The sequence below is a fragment of the Ruthenibacterium lactatiformans genome (assembly GCF_000949455.1).
Classification (GTDB): Bacteria; Bacillota; Clostridia; order Oscillospirales; family Ruminococcaceae; genus Ruthenibacterium; species Ruthenibacterium lactatiformans.
This window is the reverse complement of the sequence record NZ_JXXK01000019.1, coordinates 33,497-50,939: the sequence shown is the minus strand read 5'-3', so window position 1 is coordinate 50,939 and position 17,443 is coordinate 33,497. Positions and strand designations below refer to the sequence as shown.

Sequence of the window (17,443 nt, the reverse complement as noted above, 5' to 3'; positions counted from 1 at the left end):
AACACCTCTTTTCAAATGAAATTTTTATCCTTGAAGTGAACAGATGTTCGATATACAATATAAGCAAGATGTTCGCAGTTCGTCGAACAAATGAGAGGTGAATGCTGTGGGCAATATAACTTTTGGATCATTTATAGCCGAGAAACGCAAGGCGCACAAATTCAATTTACGCGATACAGCCAAGCATTTGAATATTGCTTACGGTTATCTGTGTGATATTGAGCAAAGCCGCCGTCCTGCACCCAATGGAGATTTTGTGGAACGCATCTCTGCCTTTCTGAATTTGGATAAATCAGAACATGAGTTGCTTTTGGATCTGGCTGCAAAATCACGCAATACAGTATCTGCTGATTTGCCAGACTATATCATGGAAAAAGATATTGTTCGGGCAGCCTTGCGTGTGGCAAAAGAAGTAGATGCTACCGATGAAGAATGGCAGACATTTATGAAAATGCTAAAGGAGCGTAAACGATAGGGGGGAGAGCTTTGTCAATTCCACAAATCCGTACAGAAGCAATCGAGGCAGTAGGGCGAAAAATCCTGATGGAATATGATCCCTCTCTGCTATCCGGGCAACCATGTCCTGTGCCAATCGAAACCATTATCGAGACAAAGTTTGATCTAATCCTGGAGTTTCATACACTAAGAAAAACCCCAAGATATTAGGGGAAACAATTTTCGATGACGGTGCTGTTGTCTTATATGACCAGATACAGAGACAGTATCGAATGATTGCAGTAAGAGCCGGTACAATCTTAATTGATGAACGGCTTTGTGATCCGTCAAAATTAGGGCGGCTCCGTTTTACCTGTGCCCATGAGCTGGCTCATTGGGTACTACATAAGAAGTTGTACTCTGGTACTGGAGATGTTGCTGCTTATAACGGAAATGTTTCTTCCGACGAAAGTCATGGCATAATTGAGCGTCAGGCGGATACTCTGGCTTCTGCTCTGCTGATGCCTTTACCGCAGATCAAAAAATGTTTTTACCGGCTTAAAATAGGCCGGACAGATGAACAGCTCATTGCTGAAATGGCAAATATTTTTGAGGTTTCCAAGCAAGCAATGCAGATTCGTCTAAAATCCAGAAACCTGATATAACCAAATGGGGGAATAGAGAGAGGCACTGCCCTCTCTCACGCTCCTCTGCTATGCTATTTTGTACCTAATATGTTCGCAATATTGCGAACAAGGAGGGATGTTCTATGAGAAAAGAAAGCACAACAATCCAAAAATGTAACAGCAGGCTAACAGCTTTGGGGCTTAACAGCGACGCTGCGTTTCATAGAAGTAAGCTGATTCTAAAGATTTACCGTGATGTAGTCTGGGTTCTGAGTGAACGGGCAGAAGAATTACAAGAAACTGCTTGGATTATGGGAGAACAAGATATAGAGTCTGGCCTCTGCTATCTTGAAAATTTTGCACCAGATATTGAACTGCAAGCCTTTGAAGAAAAAGTTTGCTGCCTTGTTCAAAATCAAATGCTAGTCAATATTATTGACCGTGCACTCCTTCGTCTGAAACGGTATCCGGATCGAGGAGAACTTTACTATGAAATTTTGACTAAGCAATTTATCTATCGGTTCAACAGTACAGAGAAAGAATTGCTGGAAGAACTAAATATAGAGCGCAGTGTCTTTTATGACCGAAAACGAGAAGCCATCTATTTATTTTCTGTTTGCTTGTTTGGATATTCTATTCCAGAAGTCCTGGAGGAGCTGCCCCGACTAAATCCCGACTAAATCCCGACAAATCCCCGACCTAATCCCTACTCCCTTCCGACTTCCGACCTGCTATACTTGTTATAGTGGCAGGAATGCGCTAAATTGAATACTTTTCTACATAAGGCCCGGCATTAACCGGGCTTTTTTCATTCCTGCTGCAATATGGCGGCAGGAACATGGCTGGAGGTGAAAACACTTCCGGCCTTTTTCTTTGCCCGGTATTAGGAGGCCGGTATGCGCTGGGAGGCGTACATAGCAAAATATCCATGACACCGTTCAAATTCGCTGACTACCAAGAATTTGAACGGAGGAAAGGATATGACGAGAGTATTCATTTGGAAAAATAACAGCCCACAGGAATGGGAGGAAATCAGTTTTTCAGCGTTCAGTAAAGCACGCCGCAATGGTTGCTTTACTGGGCGCTTTTTTGTTGAAACAGTCAAAATGTTCCGTGATGAAGATGACCGCATTATCATGGAATGTTCTCGCAAAGATTTTGAAAAATACCAACAGGAGGACCGCCACAGCCGCTATCTCCAGGAACATGAGAAAAGTCGCTCTATATTCCCGGCTTCTCATGTGGGAGATCGTGACGGCACAGAGGAAGGTTATCAGGATACAGATTTGTTTGTGGATGAATCTGTTGATACTGCGGAACAAGCTATTCAGAATTTACTTCTTGAGGATTTACACCAAGCTCTATTGAAACTGAGTCCAGCAGAACGAGATTTTATATTGTCCTATTATGAAATGAAAATACCAAATGCAACTTGTTTAGCCCAACGATATGGTATTACTCGGCAAGCCGCAGATAAGCGATTGAAAAAAATTGAAGAAAAAATAAAAAAGTTGGTTGCGATTTTCTAAAAAAGTGGCAGTAGCAAGTGAGAGGGAAATCCTTTCACTTGCACCTTGACAACCTCATATACGAATCATTAAGTTTGATCCTCTTTGGGCGTAATAGCCGCTACATCAGCGGTATATTTTCTGAGAGCTGCCACTCGCATAACAGGCCAACCCATTTTTGCTGTATAGATGAGTTTTCGGTTTATCAGAAATATATCAGGCTGGAATACATCGGATGGCATCCGGTCATGGCATAACAAGGAGGAAAGCTCTCTTACAGCCATAGTCCGAGCGTGATAATAACCGTCGCAGGCCATGGGTAAGACCAAACGAAGTGGAGGTGAAACTCCTGAGAAGCAGGCCAGCCACCTGCGGCTTAATGATTACCCAAATCCCTGGGGTGTCGTGGACAAGTAAGGGATAAAACAGGCGCTAAATTGAAGGAGACTCTGTAATTTGCAGAGCCTCCTTCTTACATAATCAAATCTCAAAACATAGGAGGATGAACATGAAAGAAGATTGGATTTATAAGCGTGGGGATTTATATTATGCCAATTTGAACCCTTATTTTGGATCAGAGCAAGGCGGCACCCGTCCTGTCCTGGTTCTTCAAAACAATGTGGGGAATTTTTTCTGCCCCACTTTGATCGTAGCTCCACTCACCAGTAAATGGATTAAGAAAAAGGAGCTGCCCACACACTATGCACTGGAGAGCGTTCCAGAGCTTGGACTGAAATCTGTTGTTCTGCTGGAGCAAATTAAAACGATTGATAAAAGGCGTGTTTTATCGTACATTGGGCGCGTATCTCGCGAAGAAATGAGAGCGATTGATGATGCTCTGCAAGTTAGTTTAGATATTCATATTCCGGAGGAAATGGAGGCTCCGTAAGGCCACTTACCGGATAAAGGAGGCGTTTTTATGTTTGAAGCAAGAATTGCGGAATTGAACCGCTTTAATGAACAAAATCCTGTCAGCTATGACAAAAGAACCTATACGGTCGATGAGATTCAGGACATTCTGGGTATCAGTCGTCCCACAGCATATAATCTGGTAAAACAGGGTGTATTCCACAGCGTCAGAGTCGGCGGTCATATCCGCATTTCCAAAAAGAGCTTTGATGACTGGCTGGATCACGCAGATGAATGATTTGTCAAGGATGCCGATCTCCAAATCGACATCCTTAACTTTTTTTCTGCTTTCTCTTACAATGAGGCCATAGCAAGAAAAACTTTATAGAGGAGGCAAAAGCCATGCAAAAACAAAGAGTAAAGACCAGTATGTCTGTACCAGAGATGGGCAAAATGCTTGGGCTTGGTAAAGTAGAATCCTACTGGTTGGTTAAAAAGAACTATTTCAAAACAATTCAAGTGGCCGGACGAATGAGAGTTATGCTGGATAGCTTTGAAGATTGGTATGCCGGCCAGTTCCACTATAAAAAAGTGGATGGTACACCGCCCGGAGAGAAATGGAGGCATACTACGATGTCAGTTCCGGAAATGGCGGATCTTTTGGGGCTGAAATCTGGCACAGCTTATGACCTTGTTAAAAGGGGCTATTTTGAGACGACCTTGATTGATCGAAGAATTCGTATCATTACCAGCAGTTTTGAAGCCTGGTATCAAAAGCAAACTCATTATGTGAAAATCTCAGAAAGGAGCAATGAAAATGGCATCTATCGTGAAGCGTAAAAGCAAATATTCTGTGGTGTATGATTACACAGATGAAAACGGAAAACGCAGACAGCGTTGGGAAACCTTCAGCACAAATGCAGAAGCAAAAAAACGAAAAAAGCAAATTGAGTATGAGCAGGACTCTGGAACCTTCTTTATTCCTACGGCAAAGACCCTGAACGATCTGCTCGATGAATATATGTCCATCTATGGTGTAAATACCTGGGCAATGTCAACATATGAAAGCCGCCGTGGTCTGGCGAGAAACTACATAACTCCTATTATCGGAGATATGTTACTATCCGACATCACTCCAAGGATGATGGATAAGTATTACCGTGATCTGCTCTCTGTGAAAACGGTAAGCGTCAACAACCGCAAACCCACAAGCGAATATCTGACCCCGCATACAGTAAGAGAAATTCACAAGCTACTTCGCAGTGCCTTTAATCAGGCGGTGCGTTGGGAACTAATCAGCCGTAACCCTGTCCTGAATGCGACACTTCCCAAAGAAGAACATAAAGAACGGGATATATGGACTGCCGAAACGCTGAGCAAGGCTATGGAAGTCTGTGATGATCCTATCCTCTCCCTTGCCTTAAATCTGGCGTTCTCCTGCTCTTTACGCATTGGTGAAATGCTGGGCCTTACCTGGGACTGCATTGATATTGCACCACAGAGCATAGAAAATGGTTCAGCTTATATATTCGTCAACAAAGAGCTGCAACGGGTTACACGAGGTGCATTGGACGATTTGAGCGACAAAGGTGTTATTAAGAAGTTTCCACCTTGCATAGCCAGTACCCATACTGCTCTGGTCCTGAAAGAGCCTAAAACCAAAACCAGTATTCGCCGCGTGTACCTGCCGAAAACAGTTGCCTATATGCTGGTAGAGAGAAAAAAAGAAATTGATGAGCTGATGGATCTGTTTGGAGATGAATACATCGACAATAACCTGGTCTTTTGCTCCAGCAATGGCCGTCCGATGGAAAGCCAGGTGATTAACCGTGCTTTCAATAAACTTATCAAAGAAAACGGACTGCCTCATGTTGTATTCCATTCTCTCCGTCACTCCAGTATCACCTACAAGCTGAAACTCAATGGTGGCGATATGAAATCCGTCCAGGGCGACTCTGGTCATGCTCAGGTAAAAATGGTTGCAGATGTCTACTCTCACATCATCGACGAGGATCGCTGCATAAACGCTCAGCGATTGGAGGAAGCATTTTACTCATCCAAGACTCCTGACCCTGTTGAAGATACAGAGCCTAAAACTGCGGATACTGCCGTCACTGAAAGTGATGAAAGTGATGCAGCGAAGATACTGGAACTGCTTAAAAATCCCGAAACTGCCGCACTGCTCAAGCAGCTGGCAAAAGCTTTATAAAGTCCCTCCCTCAGAAGAACGCCTCTCACTTTGTGAGAGGTTTTCTTCGTTTGAACCACTTTGCACAGTGACCAAACACTTTTTTTGTTAGCAAGGTTCTGAAAGCATTTTTGAGCGATGTTAGCAAATTCGCGATTTTGTTTGCAACTTCCTCTAATTTCTGCTAACAAATGTTTGCAAGTTCCTTTGGTAAAAATCGAACCTCTGACTTACCGCCTTTCTTAGCAAAAGGCCAAATCTCGTTAGCAAATGTTAGCAAACCAAGGTTTTTTGCAAAAAAGCCACAAAAGCCGCAGAAATAAGAAAAGCCGAAAACCCTGATAAATCAAAGGTTTTCGGCGTGTTTGCTGGCGTCCCTGGCGGGATTCGAACCCACGGCCTTTCGCTTAGGAGAACAACTAACTCTTTGCCCTACGATTCCCTTACACTGCATTCCGCTTCGTTTTGTGTTAAATTAGACCAATAGGTTTTTGGTTTTTCACGCCGTTTTGTGTCATTTTGCACAATTTCAAGGTGCTGGAGTACCTTTCGCGCAATTAGCAAAAAATTAGCAGACGGCATTTTTAAGCTTAATGCGAAAACGCAAATTAGCAGATTATTAGCAAAGAGGCCGCCCGGGATGTGTTGCTTTTATGCACATCCCGGGCTTATTTTATCATTTTTATGCAATAGAATCAACCTTAAAATTAGGAGGTTCCCATGCCAGCTTATCAATTAGAAATCAAACAAGTCGTGGACTACCCACGGTGCCGGATCTATCGACAATTTGTTCACCGGCTAATGGCAGACCGGAGCATTCGTGTAAGCGGAGGCTCCGGCCTTTTTTATTTTACGGCGCTTTGCAGCTATGCAAACTTTCGCACCTCATACCGCCGCATTGATGGTATCAGCTATACCGTCTACCCCGGCGAATGGGTCTGCACCTTGAAAGAGTTGTCGCAATGGTTCCGCACCCGGTTCCAGTGCCAGGCGCTCATGGTACTGGAGCAACTGCAAAAGCAGCACCTTATTTCCTTTCAGACGCTGGGGCGCGGCAATGTGATCCGCTACAAGGTCCGCGATTGGTCCAAGCACAACACCGTGCTGGAGTATAACGCCCCCTGCCAAAAGGACACCGGTTTCTTTTTCCTGCCGGTTTCTATCGTCACCGATCTGGTCAGCTCTGGACGATGCTCTGAGATGGACATCGTACTGGACCTTTGGGTATCGGCCATTTACAACGATAGCCAGGTCCAGGGCTCAGACCTTGGCCCGGTGGCCTATTTCCGCAACGGCACAGGGAATCCGCTGGTTACTTACAGTGAGCTGGCTGCCCGCTGGGGGCTATCCCGCGCCACAGTCGGCCGCATTCTCAAAAAGCTGGCTGGCCTGGACTATATCTCCCTGATGGCTTTCCCGGGCCGGCATGGCAGCGTGATCTATTTACAAAATTACCTGTCTACCATGTTCGAGATTTCCGATGTGATGGTGGACAAGGAGGAGGTCGCTATGACGCTCAATATACGTCTGGAGCTTCCGGACGACGGTGAGACCGTGCAAAATGAACTGGCTTTGGAGCATGAAGTTACCGTTTCAGATGAACTCGCCAGCGTTTCAAAATCGCACATTGAAATTATCCTTCAGAAAATGGCGGAAATCCTGATGGCACAAGGGATTTCCTGCTTTGGATGCCAGCTCTCTCACTACAAGTTATATCCCTTATCGGGCGACTGCCGGGAAGATTTATTTCCCCGCGCGCGGGAACAGACCCCGATCCGTTTCGGCCTTGCTGTTTTGTGCGGCAATCGTCAAGTCACTTCGTTTGAACTTACACTTACTCCCAATGCGGAGTTTTGAACCAAAGGAGGCATAACCATGAAGAAATTTGTTGAAAAAGATGTTGCTGAAAACCCCCTGTACCATGATACCTGGAAACTGCTCAAAAAATACCGTGATGTTGTGTGGAGCCTGGAGATCTCCGTCCAGCATGTGCGGGCCAAGTTCGAGATCGAATACGGCACCTCGATTGAGGACTTCCTGGATTCCGTCTATCTCGCTGGCGCCGATTTGAACGGCAGCGAGATCGAACACCATGCCAAGTGCATCGAGCGCAGCCACAAGATGCTGAAACTCCTGGATTCGGCAATCGAATTACTGCGCACCCGGCACAAGAACGGCGAGGCATATTATTGGCTGCTGTATTATTCCTTCCTCTCCCCGCAGCAGCTCAAAAATGTGGAAGAGATCATCGAAAAACTGCGCCCGCACATTCGGGACATCTCCTTCCGCACTTACTATCGCAGGCGGCGGGAGGCCATTGACGCCCTCAGCTCCGTGCTGTGGGGTTACACCTCCAAGGACAGTCTGGATATGCTGGAACAGTTTTTCCCGGACTCAAAGACCACCGAAAAACCAGCAGGCAAATAATTGGCAGGACACGGGAATGAAATTGGCGCAGTCCTGCCCTTGAGCCGTAAATCCAGGTGTGTTAGACTGAATATGCTCAAATTTATATCCAAACCCGAACACGGGCAGTCGCCGGCACCTTTTTGCAAGGTGCTTTTTTGCTGCCCGTTTCGGCTGGGAAGAGGTCCATATCTGCAAGGATGTGGGCCTCTTTCTGTTTTTGAGCAGTCAATATCACATTTGGATTGGAGGTCCGCAAATTGAAAAAACTGAAAATTCCTCAACAGCAGCGGCGTGAAAATGAAAGCAGCCCGCCTCATCGAGTTCCCATTGGCCGGATCGCCTACACGGCGTTCCTTTGCGTTACGATGGCGATGGTGTTCTGCCAGCCGGCCTTTGCCGCAGATGATGTTTGGACGAAGGCCAAGGAGATCATGCAGGATGTCTACACGCAGATCCTCGCCATCTCCACCATTGCAGCCATTGTGACCGCTTCGGTGGCATTACTGCTTATGAATTTCTCCCGCTCCGGCAGAACAGTCGATGAAAGCCGGGCATGGCTCAAGCGAATCGTCATAACCTGGGCTATCCTGAACAGCCTCGGTTTTATCCTGTCCTATGTCGTTCCCTTCTTCGAGGGAGGTCAGTGGACAGACGTATAACCGCCGCATTGATACCCATTGGAAGGAGGCATGAACTATGGGTATTCTGGACGGCATTGTTGAGTGGATCGCGGAACAGGTCATGGCAGGCCTCGACTTGATAAGCACCTCGGTTTTAGGCGCTCTGGGATGCGATATGGCGGTATTTCTCCGTTATTTCCCTGCTGCTGAAACGATGTACAGTGTTTTTGTGGCGCTGGGCATCGGTATCATTCTGCTCAACTGGGTATGGCAGCTGTTTAAGAACTTTGGCCTGGGAGCCGGCATTGAAGCGGAAGATCCGCTCAAATTGAGCATCCGGTCCGTCATTTTCATTCTTCTGGCGTTTTTCTCCAACGAGATCGTCGATTTAGTCCTGACCATCGGCGGCACGCCTTACAACTGGATCATGGACTCGGAATTGCCGGCGCTCAGTTTTGCGGACTTCAACTCCGTGATGCTGGTCATCATTGGCGTATGCGCCAACGGGGCTGTGGCCCTTATCACCCTGATTTTAGTCATCATTCTAGCTTGGAACTACCTCAAACTGCTGCTGGAAGCGGCGGAGCGGTATGTCCTGCTGGGTGTGCTGGTCTACACAGCGCCGGTGGCTTTTTCTATGGGCGCAAGTCAAACCACATCGAATATCTGGAAATCCTGGTGCCGGATGCTGGGCGGGCAAATTTTCCTTCTTTTGATGAATGCCTGGTGCCTGCGCCTGTTCACGAGCATGGTTGGTTCGTTTATCTCCAACCCGCTTTCTTTGTAAGGAGGGGCGCTTTGAAAAGATTCAAAAAAATTTTATTCCTTGCGCTGATGGTTGCGGCTCTCTCCTGCCTGTTCTGCCAGCCGGCCTTCGCCATTTCCGAAGAAGAAGTTCAGGCGCAGGTGGATGCCGTGGGTAAAGAAGCGGTTTCAGGAAATGTCCTGATCTGGTTCATGTGCGCAATCGGATTCCTCAAAGTATCGCAGAAGATCGATTCTTTCATGGCTAGCTTGGGCGTCAACGTCGGCCATACCGGCGGCAGTATGCTGGCAGAGGCCATGATTGCGGCCAGAGGGATCGGCGGTTTCAGAAGTTTCGCCAGCAATCATTTTAGTGGAGGCCGCAGCAGCCATTCCACCCATGTCAGTGCAAGCGGCGGTGGGAAAGGCGGCGGCGCCGGATTTGGCGCTGGTTTTGCCAGCGGCGGCTTGGCTGGCGTGATCAAGCGGAATGTTACCAACAATGCGGTCAAAACAGCTACAACTCCTTCTGATGCCAAACCCTCTGGATTAAGCGGTCTGGTCGGCGGTGCCGCAGGCGGCGTCGGTGGGCATATCTACTCCTCGTCGGTGAGCAAGGGAGGCAGTTTTGCCAATAATGTCATCGGCTCGGTCGCAACCGGAAATATCACGCAGATGGGGACCATTACCGGCGACAAGGCCGTGGAGGCTCTGCATTCCTACATGGGCCATGCGGCTTTGGAACCGGGAGCAGAGAACATCCCCACCTACCAGAATGTTGAGATCGGCGGTGGGCGGATCACCGGCACGGAAGTCACGCCGGAACATCCTGAAGGCATCGCTTTTGGTATGTATCATGCAGACCAGTATGTGGCGCCGGAAGGTCAGTACACAACCGTTCACGCGGTTGATGGCACCGCCTGGTACAAGCAGTACGCGGCCGATGCGGTGGATAAGACGCCTTACATGGCTCCGGACGGCTCGATTGCTTACAACGAGTCTATCGTGAAAAAGCTGCCGCCCACTCCCAAACGAAAGGATAAGATCTGATGGCTGAAGAACATAAGGACGGCTTTGCCGAAACGGTAGACACCGCCGCTTCTGCGGCGCACACGGTCAAAGGCGCCATCAAGGCCGGCAAGGCGATTTCCGGCGCCGCAAAGGGCGCGGCCGCCGGCGGCCCTTATGGGGCTGTCGCCGGAGCAGTCTGGGCCGGACGCAAACACATCGGCAAGATCATCGCCGTCATCGTCATTCTGCTTTTGCTTCCGGTCCTGTTTATTCTGATGCTGCCTGGATTGATTTTCGGCGGCTTGCTCAATGCCTTTTCGCCATCGGACACGGAACAGCCTATCCTCAATAGCGAAACTGCCATTGTGGAGAGCGCCAATGACATCACTTTTACCATCAATTCTATCTTGGGTGAGGCGCTGGACGATGTAATGGTTCGCATCGAGGCGGACTTTGCTTCTTCCGGGGCTGACCAGATGGAAGTCAAAAATCCCTATTCCTCCGGCCTTGTCTATAATGCTAATCTCATCATCTCTCAGTATTGCGCTGCACGGGATGAGGATTTTGAGCGCATTTCACTGGATGACCTGGCTGCCGTCCTGCGGGAGAACAAAGAACATCTCTACTCCTATACCAGTACGCGGGAGAGCCGTGAGGCCACAACCGAAGACCCGGAGACCGGGGAGGATACCATAACCATTGAGGTTTGGATGGTCTATACCATCCGTTACAACGGTGAGTCCTATCTTGCCGATAGTGTCTTTTCCCTTACCGACGAGCAAAAGGAACTGGCCGCGGATTACGCTTCTAACCTCAGTCTGTTCCTTGGCGATGGATTGCTGCAAAATCTGGTTGAATGGACCGGAAACAGCATCCCCTCACTGGGGGATGTGACCTTCCGCGATGGAGTGACGCCGGTGGTTTACTACAATCAGCTGGATGAACGCTACGCCAGCCAACCCTACGGCACCGACAACATCGGCGGCTATGGGTGCGGCCCTACCGCCATGGCTATCGTTGTTTCCTCGCTGACAGATGACATGGTAGACCCCATAAAAATGGCACGCTGGTCCTACGAAAACGGGTACTGGTGCAAAAGCAGCGGTTCCTATCACGCATTGATCCCCGCCGCAGCAGAGGAATGGGGGCTTCCGGTATCAGGCTGTACAACATCTGAACCCCAGCGGATTTTGGACGCCCTTGCTGAAGGTAAACTGGTCGTGGCGATCATGTCCGAGGGCCATTTTACATCCTCCGGCCACTTCATTGTACTGCGCGGGGCAAAAGACGGCCAGATCATGGTCGCTGACCCGGCCAGTTATAAACGCAGCGAACAGCTCTGGGATCTGTCCATCATCTTAAACGAAGCAAGCCGCCGTGCGGCAGCAGGCGGTCCTTTCTGGATTATTGGCTGACTGTACCGCACCTCGGCATCAGAAACGAGGTAATCAATGAGCAACAAAAATGACCATGATATTTACATCATACCGCCGAACTTCATAGAAACAGGCACCTTTTTCGGCGGTATGTTTCGTGCGCGGAATGTGATCGAGGCCGGCGTCCTGGCATTTGCCATTGGAGCGCCGGTCTTTGTGTTTCTTCCGTTTGGGCTGACCACCCGCATTATTGCTTTGTGCCTGACCGCTCTTCCGGTGGCTTTGGTTGCCCTCATTGGCATCTCAGGGGAAAGTCTGTCGCAGTTTCTGGTCACTTTTCTGAAATACCTGCGGAACCGCCGCGTTGTAGGCGGAGATAGTCAGCACCCCAGCGAAAAAGCGGCAGACTCAAAGCCTGCTGGCCGGCATCTCAAGCAGCGTCCTCCCCGTGAAAAGACGCCCAGGCCCCCAAAACACCGGAGAACCAGGGAAACCGACTTTCCCGCCGAGTTTGATGAAGTCCGCAGCTATGAGATCCGTGAAAAGCTCCGGCCTAAGAAAAGTTCTAAAAAGAAGCCTCCTGTCAAGAAATCGGGCAAAAAGGCAAAAAAGGCGCACAGGAAAGAACGCCCGCCGAAACGGCCCGCCCACATCAGGGAGGAAAAGCCGGCTTGCATCAATCCGGTGGCGGACTATCTTCCCATTGAGAAGATCGCAAACGGCATTATTTATACCAAAGATCATCGTTTTGTGAAGGTTGTAGAGGTCGTTCCCATCAACTTTATGCTGCGCAGCGCCAGGGAGCAGCGGAACATCATCTATTCCTTTGTGTCCTATTTGAAGATCTCTCCCATCAAGCTGCAGATCAAGGTTTTGACCCGCCGCGCGGATATTGACCGGCATTTGGACACTGTGCGCCGTGAGATGGCCCAGGAAGAAAACGAGCAGTGCCGGCTGATGCAGGAGGATTACCTGAGCTTTGTGCAGCAGGTCGGCTCCCATGAGGCAGTCACACGCCGTTTCTTCCTGATTTTTGAGTATGAACCCTGGAACAACACCCGGCGTTCCGAACAGGAGGATGAGGCGATCCAATCCCTGCAGAATGCGGTACACACGGCCTCCAATTACCTGCGTCAATGCGGCAACGAGGTCATTGTCCCTGAAAATGAAGATGAATTTACCGTAGATGTTCTCTACAACCTGCTGTGCCGGAATGAGAGCGCGGTCAAGCCGTTGTCGGTGCGGGCTCAGGAAGTCGTATCTCAGTATCACGCCAAGGGCCGGGAGGATGAGATTGACCGTATCCCGGCGGCGGAATTTGCCGCCCCCAAAAGCATCGACTTCACCCACGGGCGGTATATCTGCGTGGATGGGCTGTACTACGCCTATCTGCTTGTCCCGTCGGATGGGTACAAAACTCAGGTGTCCGCCGGCTGGCTGAGTCTGATCGTCAATGCCGGCGATGGCATTGACCTTGACATGTTCCTTTCCCGCCAGCCCAAGGAGCGCATTATCCAGCGGGTTGGCCAGCAACTTCGCATCAACCGCTCCAAAATCAAGGATGCCAGCGATACGAACACGGACTTTGACGACATCGACGGCGCTATTCGGAGCGGCTATTTTCTAAAGGAGGGCCTTGCCAATAACGAGGATTTCTATTATCTGAACCTGTTGATTACTGTGACCGCCCCCTCCGTTGAGGATCTGGAATGGAAGGTCAGCGAAATGAAAAAGCTCCTTCTTTCACAGGATATGGATGTCTGCACCTGCCACTTTCGGGAGGAGCAGGCATTTTGTTCTGCCCTCCCGCTGGTTTCTCTGGAAAAAGGGCTGTTTGAGCGTGGCAAGCGTAACCTGCTGACTGGCGGCGCAGCGAGCTGTTATCCGTTCACTTCCTTCGAGATGTGCGATGACAACGGCATTTTGCTGGGTGTCAACAAGTACAACAGCTCTCTCATCATCGTGGATATTTTCAATTCCGCGATCTACAAGAACGCCAACATGGCGATTTTAGGCACCAGCGGCGCGGGTAAGACCTTCACGATGCAGCTCATGGCGCTGAGGATGAGACGAAAAAACATCCCTATTTTCATCGTCGCACCGCTGAAAGGGCACGAGTTCCACCGAGCCTGTGCCAATGTGGGTGGGGAATTTATTCAGATATCCCCTGCCAGTCCCCATTGTATCAACGTGATGGAGATCCGCAGGGTGGACCGGTCGGTCAGCGAACTGCTGGATGGCCCCGGCATCCAGCTTTCCGAGCTGGCGGCGAAGATCCAGCAGCTGCATATCTTTTTCAGTCTGCTCATTCCCGATATGAGCCACGAGGAGCGCCAGCTGCTGGATGAGGCGCTGATCCGCACCTACAATGCCAAAGGGATCACCCATGACAACGCCTCGCTGGAAGACCCGTCCAATCCGGGGCAATATCGGGAGATGCCGGTTCTTGGTGACCTGCATGAGATTTTGAAGGCATCACCGGAAACTACCCGCATGGCTCATATCCTCAACCGGCTGGTACACGGTTCCGCCAGTACCTTTAATAAGCAGACCAATGTACGGCTGGACAACAAATACACGGTACTGGATATTTCCTCCCTTACCGGTGATCTGCTGACTGTGGGGATGTTTGTGGCCTTAGATTTCGTCTGGGACCGCGCCAAAGCTGACCGGACTGAGGAAAAAGCGATCTTTATCGACGAATGCTGGCAGCTGCTCTCCGGCGCAGGCGCCACTGGCACCCGTCTTGCCGGCGACTTTATTCTGGAAATCTTTAAAACAATCCGCGGTTATGGTGGCTCGGCGATTTGTGCCAGCCAGGATCTCAATGACTTTTTCAATCTGGATGAGGGGCGTTTTGGCAAGGGCATCATCAACAACAGCAAGACTAAGATCATTCTCAATCTGGAGGACGACGAAGCGGAGCGTGTCCAGGACACCCTCCATCTCTCTGACGCAGAAACGATGGAGGTCACACACTTTGAGCGGGGCAACGGCCTGATCTCTACCAATAACAACAACATTATGGTGGAGTTCAAAGCCAGTCCGCTGGAGAAGGATCTCATAACCACAGACCGCAGGGAGCTGCGGGAAATTCTGGAGCGTAAGCGCCAGGAGCAGTCGGCCTCTGCTTAAAAGGCATTGGGGAGGTGCTGCCACACCTCCCCTTATTCCGCGGAGTGGTGTAAAGAACATGGTTGGATGCTTTACCAACAGATGGCGGGGCAGTACCGTCCTCCGCAACCATTTTGTATGAGGTGAGTCCAATGTATCTGATAGCAATGTAAACGAATTTCTTTTTGGAGGTGATATGAAGCGAATTCAAAAGCTTCTATAAACAAGTTAGTGGCAACGAAGGCGATAAATGCAAATATAACATCCGTCTGGATACTTACGGCTGTGGCTGCCAGCATAACTGCAACTACTGTTACGCCCGCTCATTGCTCCATTTTCGAGGTTTATGGGACGCAGCGCATCCCCGTGTTGCAGATATAGAAAAGGTGCGGCGGAAAATCCGCAGTCTTCCCGCCGGCAGCATCATCAGGCTGGGCGGCATGACCGATTGCTTTCAGCCCTGTGAACTCCAGTACCGCACCACCTATCAGGCCATTCAGGAGATGAACCTGTGCAGGGTGGGCTATCTCATAGTTACGAAATCAGCACTGCCCTCTTCCCCGGAGTATTTGGCGATTTTGGACAAAGACCTGGCCCATATCCAAATTACCGTGACCTGCTTGGACGATGAGAGGACAGCCCAGTATGAAAAGGCCAGTCCCCCCAGTCAACGCATTCGTGCGATCCAAACTCTGCAAGCGGCAGGCTATGATGCGGCGATTCGGCTAAGTCCCATCATCGAAGAATACATGGACTTTGATGTGCTGAATTCTCTGGAAATTGAGAAATGCGTCATTGAATTTCTGCGTGTAAATGCTTGGATCAAGAAATGGTTTCAAGGTGTTGATTTCTCTAAATATATTGTACGGCAAGGCGGTTACTGTCATCTTCCATTAGAGGAGAAGCAGCGGATCATAGAGAAGATCCATATTCCGCAAAAAACAATTTGTGAGGATGTTACGGAACACTATCAGTTCTGGAGGGATTTTGTTAATCCCGACAAAGAAGATTGCTGCAATCTCCGGAAGCATCATCACTGACAGACGATTTCAATACGCCGATAAGACGCCTTCTGCCCCATTATTTTGAGATAACGCCAGTTTGACGCTTTGATGGCGTCTTTCTGGTTTTCCTATGTTGGATAAGGCGCCCTGATGACGCCTTTAAGACGCCCATAAAGCAAAGGAGGTGAGCCCCGTGAAGACCAGGGCTGAAATCTATGCAAACGAGGCTGCGGATTTACTGCGAACAGTGACGATGTACCCCGGCCTCAGTGAACAGCAGCTTCTTTGTTTTCACCCTGGCAAAGAAGATATTGCAAAGGCCCTGCTTTCTCATTTGGAGAGGCAGGGCCGCATTTTTCAGGCGGACAGCGACGGCTTTTTTCTGACCGGACAGACGCCCAAAACTGACTGGACGCTTGTTCGGGCAGTATGGGTCCTGCTGGATTTCATTCAGCAGGTGGATTACCACGCTCCGGCTGATTTTCCTGTTAAGCTCGTGTTTTTTGCCGATGGCGAACTATACGAAGTCGCCTGTGTCACCGCCGGGCAGGAGGCGCTTGTCTGCCATGCCCTGCGGAACAACAAGGGCGGGAGCCGCCGTATCATGCTGGTCGATACTCCAGCGCAGATCGCCAAAATCGACTGTCCGGGCGTATCCGGATTTTGTACCGTAGATGCCAATGGACAAACAAATTACTTCAAGAAAGCAGGAGGCACATGATTGGACCGAAAACTAATATCCCACCGCATCGGGAGCATTCTCGACGATATATCTCGCCTGAGTAATGCGCTGTACGCACTGGACACAACCGACATCCAGCGTTATCCCGATAACTACGAGACTCTTTCTACAGACGCCGCCTTACGGGCGGAGCGGATCGCCTGCCGTCTGCGGCATCTGATTTATTCCAGCACCACCATCTGCAAAGGCGATTATCTCAGGTCCGCCGGCGTGATGCACGGCATTACCGTTACCTGTGCAGACGGGGTGCTGGAGGTGGCGCTTCCCTGTCTGCTGCCGAAGCGCAGGCAGCGGCAAAGCGATGAATTCCTGTTGGACCCGCTCTACTTTGCTCTTGAGCAGTATGCAAAGGAGCACTCGCTTCCGCACTACCGGGACTGCGTTGTCTGCTTCGCTCAGGTCTATGACCGGGCCCTTCCCGACAGACGGATACGCGATTACGATAACCTATCAGAAAAGCAGCTGCTAGATCTCCTGTCTTCCTTCGTAATGGCGGATGATACCGGCCTGCTGTGCGATGCCTACAACACGGCCGAGCTGGGTGACCAGGATTGCACCAAAATCTACATCATGGAAAAGCAGCGGTTTCCACAATGGCTGTCGGAGCATAAAGCGAGCCTAAAATCCATCTCGGATTTTTGACCATTTTGGGCCCTCCTCGGCCCGACATTCAGTAAATCGGCTGAAATGCCCGGTTTCTCTGGGATTGCCCCGCATCGGGGAGGCCGTTTTTTACCGAAGTCCTCAGTCATTACGGTAAAAATCCCGCACCTGCAAAGGAGGTGACTACTTGGGAAAAGCACCAACACTTTTCCAC

General features: G+C 49.6%; 17 protein-coding genes and 1 pseudogene. All 18 read left to right on the top strand.

Going from position 1 to position 17,443, the window contains the following annotated elements; all coding sequences use genetic code 11:
- Positions 1-106: 106 nt before the first annotated feature.
- Positions 107-475, top strand: a complete 369-nt coding sequence (locus tag TQ39_RS12820) for a helix-turn-helix domain-containing protein (protein ID WP_002569119.1) — start codon at positions 107-109, stop codon at positions 473-475.
- A gap of 68 nt (positions 476-543) precedes the next feature.
- Positions 544-1,100, top strand: a pseudogene (locus tag TQ39_RS12815) (ImmA/IrrE family metallo-endopeptidase).
- Between the two features lie 104 nt (positions 1,101-1,204).
- Positions 1,205-1,741 carry a hypothetical protein gene (locus TQ39_RS12810; RefSeq protein ID WP_002592913.1) on the top strand — a complete coding sequence of 179 codons (537 nt, stop codon included), beginning with the start codon at positions 1,205-1,207 and terminating at the stop codon, positions 1,739-1,741.
- Positions 1,742-2,041: 300 nt separating this feature from the next.
- Positions 2,042-2,590, top strand: coding sequence for a sigma-70 family RNA polymerase sigma factor (locus TQ39_RS20355; protein ID WP_006059623.1), 549 nt, complete (start codon positions 2,042-2,044; stop codon positions 2,588-2,590).
- Between the two features lie 487 nt (positions 2,591-3,077).
- On the top strand, positions 3,078-3,458 hold the full coding sequence (locus TQ39_RS12805) for a type II toxin-antitoxin system PemK/MazF family toxin (protein WP_002569115.1): 381 nt from the start codon (positions 3,078-3,080) through the stop codon (positions 3,456-3,458).
- Between the two features lie 30 nt (positions 3,459-3,488).
- Complete coding sequence (locus tag TQ39_RS12800) at positions 3,489-3,716, top strand: helix-turn-helix domain-containing protein (RefSeq protein ID WP_002569114.1); 228 nt, start codon at positions 3,489-3,491, stop codon at positions 3,714-3,716.
- Positions 3,717-3,820: 104 nt separating this feature from the next.
- Positions 3,821-4,258, top strand: a complete 438-nt coding sequence (locus TQ39_RS12795) for a helix-turn-helix domain-containing protein (RefSeq protein WP_002569113.1) — start codon at positions 3,821-3,823, stop codon at positions 4,256-4,258.
- On the top strand, positions 4,236-5,627 hold the full coding sequence (locus tag TQ39_RS12790; protein WP_007862346.1) for a tyrosine-type recombinase/integrase: 1,392 nt from the start codon (positions 4,236-4,238) through the stop codon (positions 5,625-5,627). Before TQ39_RS12795 ends, TQ39_RS12790 begins: the two co-directional genes overlap by 23 nt.
- A gap of 699 nt (positions 5,628-6,326) precedes the next feature.
- Positions 6,327-7,463 carry a helix-turn-helix domain-containing protein gene (locus TQ39_RS12785; protein ID WP_050005801.1) on the top strand — a complete coding sequence of 379 codons (1,137 nt, stop codon included), beginning with the start codon at positions 6,327-6,329 and terminating at the stop codon, positions 7,461-7,463.
- Between the two features lie 18 nt (positions 7,464-7,481).
- Positions 7,482-8,033, top strand: a complete 552-nt coding sequence (locus TQ39_RS12780; protein ID WP_050005800.1) for a hypothetical protein — start codon at positions 7,482-7,484, stop codon at positions 8,031-8,033.
- Positions 8,034-8,272: 239 nt separating this feature from the next.
- Entirely contained in the window at positions 8,273-8,674 is a 402-nt protein-coding gene (locus TQ39_RS12775) for a fimbrial protein (protein ID WP_207641402.1), read from the top strand.
- Positions 8,675-8,711: 37 nt separating this feature from the next.
- On the top strand, positions 8,712-9,422 hold the full coding sequence (locus TQ39_RS12770) for a hypothetical protein (RefSeq protein ID WP_050005798.1): 711 nt from the start codon (positions 8,712-8,714) through the stop codon (positions 9,420-9,422).
- Positions 9,423-9,433: 11 nt separating this feature from the next.
- Positions 9,434-10,429: a hypothetical protein gene (locus TQ39_RS12765; RefSeq protein WP_050005797.1), complete on the top strand. Its 996-nt coding sequence runs from the start codon at positions 9,434-9,436 to the stop codon at positions 10,427-10,429.
- On the top strand, positions 10,429-11,805 hold the full coding sequence (locus TQ39_RS12760) for a C39 family peptidase (protein ID WP_050005796.1): 1,377 nt from the start codon (positions 10,429-10,431) through the stop codon (positions 11,803-11,805). Before TQ39_RS12765 ends, TQ39_RS12760 begins: the two co-directional genes overlap by 1 nt.
- A 36-nt stretch (positions 11,806-11,841) precedes the next feature.
- Positions 11,842-14,901: a PrgI family protein gene (locus TQ39_RS12755; protein ID WP_050005795.1), complete on the top strand. Its 3,060-nt coding sequence runs from the start codon at positions 11,842-11,844 to the stop codon at positions 14,899-14,901.
- A 242-nt stretch (positions 14,902-15,143) separates the two neighbouring features.
- On the top strand, positions 15,144-15,920 hold the full coding sequence (locus tag TQ39_RS12750) for an SPL family radical SAM protein (protein WP_338092831.1): 777 nt from the start codon (positions 15,144-15,146) through the stop codon (positions 15,918-15,920).
- 157 nt (positions 15,921-16,077) lie between these two features.
- Complete coding sequence (locus tag TQ39_RS12745) at positions 16,078-16,605, top strand: DUF5697 family protein (RefSeq protein WP_050005794.1); 528 nt, start codon at positions 16,078-16,080, stop codon at positions 16,603-16,605.
- Positions 16,606-17,268, top strand: coding sequence for a DUF6100 family protein (locus TQ39_RS12740; protein ID WP_050005793.1), 663 nt, complete (start codon positions 16,606-16,608; stop codon positions 17,266-17,268). It begins immediately after the preceding gene.
- The last annotated feature ends 175 nt before the right edge of the window (positions 17,269-17,443 follow it).